The sequence below is a fragment of the Corallococcus sp. AB049A genome (assembly GCF_003668885.1).
Classification (GTDB): Bacteria; Myxococcota; Myxococcia; order Myxococcales; family Myxococcaceae; genus Corallococcus; species Corallococcus interemptor.
Genome location: NZ_RAWL01000570.1, coordinates 1 through 4581 on the forward strand (window position 1 = coordinate 1; position 4581 = coordinate 4581).

Annotated in this window: 5 protein-coding genes; 2 read left to right on the top strand and 3 right to left on the bottom strand. The window is 70.9% G+C overall.

What is annotated here, in order from left to right; translation table 11 throughout:
- Nucleotides 1-989 (top strand): DUF2252 family protein (locus D7X55_RS36270; RefSeq protein WP_121725421.1); only part of this gene is annotated, 989 nt, incomplete at its 5' end.
- On the opposite strand, the gene D7X55_RS36275 is transcribed toward D7X55_RS36270, so the two are convergent.
- From D7X55_RS36275 to D7X55_RS36285, 3 genes are all read right to left on the bottom strand, one after another.
- On the bottom strand, nt 990-1937 hold the full coding sequence (locus D7X55_RS36275; protein ID WP_120552945.1) for a polysaccharide deacetylase family protein: 948 nt from the start codon (nt 1935-1937) through the stop codon (nt 990-992).
- A 17-nt stretch (nt 1938-1954) separates the two neighbouring features.
- Complete coding sequence (locus D7X55_RS36280; protein ID WP_120552944.1) at nt 1955-2665, bottom strand: glycosyltransferase family 2 protein; 711 nt, start codon at nt 2663-2665, stop codon at nt 1955-1957.
- Nucleotides 2666-2743: 78 nt separating this feature from the next.
- A complete protein-coding gene (locus tag D7X55_RS36285) occupies nt 2744-4057 on the bottom strand; it encodes an NAD(P)/FAD-dependent oxidoreductase (RefSeq protein WP_121725422.1) in 1314 nt (437 codons plus the stop codon).
- A gap of 229 nt (nt 4058-4286) precedes the next feature.
- Between D7X55_RS36285 and D7X55_RS36290 the strand changes: the two genes are divergently transcribed.
- A partial coding sequence (locus tag D7X55_RS36290) for a zinc-ribbon domain-containing protein (protein WP_199747305.1) occupies nt 4287-4581 on the top strand: 295 nt, incomplete at its 3' end.

Below are 4581 nucleotides of genomic sequence, written 5' to 3' on the forward strand. Positions count from 1 at the left end.
TGGGCAACCTGGGCACGTTCCGGGGGCCGGAGGGCAAGGCGGTGTGGGGGCTCAACGACTTCGACCAGGCGGGCACGGCGTCGCCGGAGGCGGACCTCACGCGCCTGGCCACCAGCGCCGTGCTCACCGCGCGCGAGGCGGGCCTGTCCACCCGCGAGCAGGTCAAGGCGGTGGAGGCGCTGGCGAAGAACTACTTCGAGACGCTGGAGCTGCTGGAGGACGGCGACGCGAACCCCGGGGCGTTCCTGGAGAAGAAGGAGTCCTCCGGCCCGGTGAAGGACCTCATCACCCAGGCGCGTGACACGTCCGCGAAGGACGCCCTGTCCAAGTACGTGAAGCTGGACGGCGCGAAGGGGCCGCGCTTCCTGAACTCGGACACGCTCAAGCCGCTGGCCCCGGAGCGCAAGGCCGCGGTGCGCACCGCGCTGGCGTCCTACGAGAAGACGCTGGCTGGCACGGAGGGCGTGGCGGTGCCCCTCAAGGTGCTGGACCTGGCGGAGCGGCTGGACGCGGGCGGCAGCAGCTACGGCCTGGAGCGCGACTACGTGCTCGTGGGCGCGGCGGAGCCGAAGGCGCCCCCGGTGCTGCTGGAGCTGAAGGAGCTGCTCGCGTCCGGCGTGGCGTCACCGCCGGTGCCCGCGAATGGCGCGGACGTGGTGAAGGCGCAGGAGGAGCTGGGCGGCGCGGTGAATCCGCTCACGGGCGCGGTGAGCATGGGCGGCCGGGCGTTCCTCGTGCGCGAGGTGGAGCCGGAGAAGGCCAGGCTGGACGACGCCGTGCTCGGGAAGAAGAAGTCCCTGCGCTCCACCTTCGAGCAGGCCGGCGTCGTGCTGGCCCGCGCCCACGGCCACACGCAGGCTCGGGCCCGGTGCCTGGAGGACTGGGTGGGCGGCGACACGAAGGAGGCCACGAAGCGGCTGGTCGCCTTCGCGCAGGCCTACGCGGATCAGGCCGAAGCGGACTGGAAGGCCCTCAAGGCCGCGCGTTGATCAGAGCGTCGCGGACAGCTGAGCCGCCGCGTCGCGCAGGGTGACGACGTCGTAGTCGTCCTTGAGCCACTGGAAGATGCCGCGCAGCCGCTCCATCTTCTTCGAGGCGCTCACGCGCAGGTCGCGCTGCTGGCGCACCAGCTCCGGCGGGATGCCGTCCGTGGCGTCCAGCACGTCCACACCGTGCAGCTCGAAGTTGAAGAAGGCATCCGCCCGGCACGTGCGGTACGCGGCGCGCATCGTGCCGCGAGGCAGCGTCGCCGCGAACGTGCCAATGAACGGGAAGCGCACCACCGGCGTCACCGTCATGGGCAACTCCAGCACCGGGCCCTCACCGCGCCGGTAGGGCTGCGCGGGGTCCGGCCGGTACGGCACGCGCGGCGCCAGCAGCACGCGGGGCGTGTCCAGCACGGAGCGCGACGGCCGGCCCAGCGCCGCCAGTGCGCCCATCACCGCCGCCTTCGCCGCGTAGTACGGAGCCGCCGGGAACGCGGAGGAGCCGTAGCGGTAGCCCTGCTCCGCGGTGGCCGCGTACAGGTCCGCGTTGAGCGTGTAGCCCGGGGCGCGGAAGCCGGAGGGACGCACGCCCACGGCCTTGAGGATGGCCGCGTCCGCGCGCTCCAGGTCCTCGGAGATGGCGTCCGGTCCGCGACGGGTGAGCGCGTAGTCATGGGCGTGGCTGTGGCTGGCCACCTCCACGCCCGCCGCGTGCGAGCGCCGCATGGCTTCCGCCGCGCCGGGGTCCGCCTCCAGGTCCTCGCCGATGACGAAGAAGGTCCCGGGCACGCCCACCGCCGCGAACAGCTCCAGGAAGCGCGGCACCGCCACGCGGTGGATGAGGGTGCGGGCGCGCTCGTCGAGCAGCGACTCGGGCAGCCCGTGGATCCGGCAGTAGTGCGGCAGCGAATCCAGGTCGACGGAGATGGACGCCAGGCGCGCCGCCGTCATGGGGCAATCCTTCCCGCTCAGGTCCCGCGCACGCGGATGACGTAGAACAGCTTGCCCACGTTCTTGAGCACGTTGGGCACGCGCTTGAAGAGGTGGATGGACGGCTGGCGCTTCTCATGGAGCTGGATGGGGATCTCCAGGACGCGCAGGCCCTCGCGCCACGCGCGGATGACGAACTCGCTGGCGAACACGTCCATGTCCACCACGCACTTCTGGATGACGGGCAGCAGCGCTTCGCGGCGGAACGCCTTCAGGCCGTGCGTGTCCGTGCCCTGGAAGCCCAGCGCCACGCGCAACAGCTTGTTGTGCACCCGCGTGGCCGCGCGGCGGATGAGGGGGCGCTGGTCGCTCGCGCCCTTGGCCGCCTTGGAGCCCACGACCATGTCCGCCTCGCCGCGCTCCAGCCGGGGCAGCGCCGCGTCGTAGAAGGTCAGGTCGCAGAGGTCGATTTCATCGCACACCACGTAGGTGCCCTGGGCCTTGAGGATGCCGGCCTTGAGCGCCACGCCGTAGTTGGGCGTCTCCGAGTGGAACCAGCGCAGGCGCGGGTTTTTCGCGCAGAGCTCTTCCAGGATGCGCGGGGTCGCGTCGCGCGAGCCGTTCTCCGCGAAGATGATTTCGTAGTCGAGCCCGCGAGCATCCAACCCCTGGCGCAGCTCCTCGGCTGCCTGGGTGATGATGGACTCCTCGTTGTAGACGGGGATGACGACGGAGAGGTGCAGGGCCATGGGTCCGGAAATGCGAAGAGAGTGCTTCGCGGCCTAGCACGCCCCCCGTCCACCGTCGACAGGAGACGACTCCCTGCGTCAGCCGTTCAGCGTCCGGGCGCAGGCCCGCCCGTCCAGGATGGCGTCCTCCATGGAGGAGTATTCCCACTTTCCATAACGTCCGGCCACGAGGATGCCGGCGTGCTCCAGGAAGCGCTTCACCTCCGCCATCGCGGGGCCGTACGCGTCGTCGTAGAGGACGTATGCGTTGGGAATCTCGCGGCCCTTCGTGAACAGGATGTCGTCCGCCGAGTGGATCATCCGCGAGCGCACCAGGTCCTCCACCGCGTACTTCTCCGCGTCCGCCAGGGACAGCTCGCCGTGGTGGCTGAACTCCACGGAGAAGCTGGCCGTGTCCGGCGGGGCCAGGGGCGCGTACACCGCCGATGGCGCCCCGATGCGGTACGAGTGGAACTCCGGCTCCGGCAGGTAGATCCAATGCCACGGCTGGCGGTTCGCGCCCTTGGCGCCCACGCACACGTACGTGACGATGAACGCGCGCAGGCGCTTCGTCGCGGCCCGGACCTCGTCCGGCACGCCGGAGGCGCCCTTCCCGATGAGCTCCACCAGCGTGGGCAGCGCGATGGAGGAGACGAGCCCCGAGTACGGCAGCGTGCGTCCGTCCGATAGCGTGACCTGCTTCGCCTTCCAGTCGATGGAGGTGGGCTCGGTGCGAACGCTCAGCTCGCCGCCCTGCAGGTGCTGCTTCATCGCGCGGGCCAGGCTTTCGATGCCGCCCTCGCGCGGGTAGAGGAACGACGCGTTGTAGCCCAGCTGATCACTGCCCGCGCCCAGCGCCCCGTCCACGACCTCCTTGAGGGAGGGGCGCGGCACGAACCGGCCCACCCACGCGGCGGACATCTCGCGCGGGTGCACGGTCCAGAGCTTCTGGTTGTAGGGCAGCATGAAGTTCTTCGCGAAGCCCTCGCCCATGTAGCGGAGGATGAACTCCTCGAAGTTCACGGGGTCGCGCTCGCGCAGGGCGCGGCCCTTCTCCCCGTAGATGGCCTCCACGTAGCCGATGAGGTTCTCCGAGATGACCTCCGGCGGCAGCCCGTGGGTGTTCACCTGGTAGGGGAAGCGGGTGAAGGTGTCTCGGGAGAAGACGGCGGCGCGGCGCTGGATGCGCACCAGCTGGTCCGGGAGCCACAGCGTGTTGACCAGGGCCTGGATCTCCGGGTCGCGCAGGTGGAGCCAGTGACCGGTGGGGTCGAAGTAACACCCGTCGATGACCTCGGTCTTGATGAGGCCTCCGACCCGGTCGGACTTCTCGATGAGGCGCCAGGGGCGCTTGAGGAAGTGCGCGGTGGACAGGCCCGCCAGGCCCGCTCCGAGGATGACGATGGGATCCATGCGCCGCCGGGTCTACCACCCCGAGCGGGGGCGTGGAAAAGGGACGCACACCCCTGGTGTTGGCGGGCGCCCGCCCTCCTGCCCGGCCGGGTGACGGCGGTGCGCCCCAGGGGCGCGTTCTTTCCGGGCTTGAAACGGCTCTGCTAGCCTGCACGCGCCGCGCGGACCCCCGCACCGCCCCGTCATTCCAGCGCGTGCGCGCGCCAGCCGGTCTCGTCGAAGGAAAACAATGAAAGTCTCCTGCCCGTCGTGCCAGACGAATTACAACATCGATGACAGGCGGATCCCGCCCGGCGGCGCCAAGCTGAAGTGCGCCCGGTGCCAGACCACGTTCCCCATCAAGGCTGAAGGCGCGGGCAGCGAAGCCCCCGAGGCCGCCGCGTCCCCTGCCGCGCCGCAGCCCGCCGCCATCCCGCTCCCGGGCAATGCCGCGCCGCAGTCCGCCGCCATTCCGCTGCCGGGCAGTGCAGCGCCGCAGTCCGCCGCCATTCCGCTCCCCGGAGCCGCCGCGCCCCGTCCCGCCG

Coding starts and splice junctions, on each gene's coding strand:
- D7X55_RS36275 (WP_120552945.1), bottom strand. CDS start 1,937: ATGACGGCGGCGCGCCTGGCGTCCATCTCCGTCGACCTGGATTCGCTG.
- D7X55_RS36280 (WP_120552944.1), bottom strand. CDS start 2,665: ATGGCCCTGCACCTCTCCGTCGTCATCCCCGTCTACAACGAGGAGTCC.
- D7X55_RS36285 (WP_121725422.1), bottom strand. CDS start 4,057: ATGGATCCCATCGTCATCCTCGGAGCGGGCCTGGCGGGCCTGTCCACC.